This window comes from Billgrantia montanilacus (genome assembly GCF_003336675.1).
Taxonomy (GTDB): Bacteria; Pseudomonadota; Gammaproteobacteria; order Pseudomonadales; family Halomonadaceae; genus Halomonas; species Halomonas montanilacus.
This window is the reverse complement of sequence record NZ_QPII01000043.1, coordinates 1-1410: the sequence shown is the minus strand read 5'-3', so window position 1 is coordinate 1410 and position 1410 is coordinate 1. Positions and strand designations below refer to the sequence as shown.

The window sequence follows — 1410 nt, the reverse complement described above, 5'->3', positions numbered from 1 at the left end:
TGCCGCCCACGTAGGTGGGTTCCAGCGTCTCGCCGGTGGCAGGGTTGACGCCATGGATGGGCGTGGAACTGCCGCTGACGGCCTCGCGGCCGATCAGCATCTTGCCTTGCAGGGTCATAAATAAACTCCTTGTGTCATGCAGCCCCTAGAGCGATTTCACATCGATAGGGGGCGTCTCCGTCTTGAAGCGTAGTGGATTGCGCAGGGCCCGGCCGAATATGGGCAGGCTGATCTCGAAACGGTCGCCGTCCCGGGTCTTAATGCCATCGGCGAAGCTCAGGGTGGCGGTGCCGAAGAAATGCACGTGCACGTCGCCGGGGCGACGAAAACCCGAATACTTGAAGTGGTGATACTCCAGGTTGGCCAGGCTGTGGGCCATGTTGGCCTCGCCGGTGAGGAACGGTTTCTCCCAGACGGTCTCGCCGCCGCGCACGATGCGGCTGGTACCTTCCAGGTGGTCGGGCAGCTCACCCACCCATAGCTCCGGGCCAACGCTGCAGGCGCGCAGCTTGGAGTGGGCCAGCCACAGGTAGTTGAAGCGCTCGGTGACGTGATCGGAAAACTCGTTGCCGATAGCGTAGCCGATCCGCCAGGGTCGACCATCGTTGCCGATCAGGTAGAGCCCGGCGAGTTCCGGCTCCTCACCGGCATCCTCGGCAAAGGCGGGTACCGGGATCTCGGCTTCCGGAGCAACCATGCAGTCACCGCCGCCCTTGTAGAACCACTCGGGCTGGGCGCCGGTCTCACCGGGGGCGGGCTTGCCGCCCTCCACTCCGAGCTTGAACATGCGCATGGAGTCGGTCAGCTGCTCTTCACTCTGCTGGGTCTGTTGTTGGGACTGGGCATGCATCGCCGAGCGCGTGTCGGCGCTGCCCAGGTGGGTCAGGCCGGTGCCGGTGACCAGGCAGTGGGCCGGGTCGGGGTGGGTCAGCGGTGGCAGCAGGCGTCGTTCGTCCACCAGGGGCTGATAGTCAAGCAGGGTATCCTCGAGCCTCACTTCGATGACACTTTCGAGCGACTGGCCCGAGTCGATGGCGATCCGCGCCAGGGCATAGGTGCCACCCTCTACGGTGATGGGGCGCACCGCCTCGGGGGTTTCCACCACGGCCACCCGCAGCTGGTTTCGGTCGCGATACTGAATCAAACGCATGCGAGATTCCTTGTGTGATCTCAGGGGTCAGTTGCCGCGCACGGCGGTGATGTCGGGCAGCCAGGTGACGATGCCGGGGAAGGCGATCAGGATCACCAGCACCACCAGCAGCGCCGCGTAATACGGCAGCATCGCGCGGACCAGCGACTCCATCGAGACCTTGCCCACCCCGCAGCCGACATAGAGGCAGGTGCCCACCGGCGGCGTCAGCAGCCCGATGCCGAGGATGAAGGCCATCAGCACCCCGAAGTAGGCGGGAT

The 1410-nt window shown here is 64.9% G+C and carries 2 protein-coding genes; both read right to left on the bottom strand.

What is annotated here, in order from left to right; genetic code table 11:
* Nucleotides 1–145: 145 nt before the first annotated feature.
* Nucleotides 146–1150: an AraD1 family protein gene (araD1, locus tag DU505_RS22165; protein WP_114481138.1), complete on the bottom strand. Its 1005-nt coding sequence runs from the start codon at nt 1148–1150 to the stop codon at nt 146–148.
* 27 nt (nt 1151–1177) lie between these two features.
* A partial coding sequence (locus DU505_RS22160) for a TRAP transporter large permease subunit (RefSeq protein WP_147273107.1) occupies nt 1178–1410 on the bottom strand: 233 nt, incomplete at its 5' end.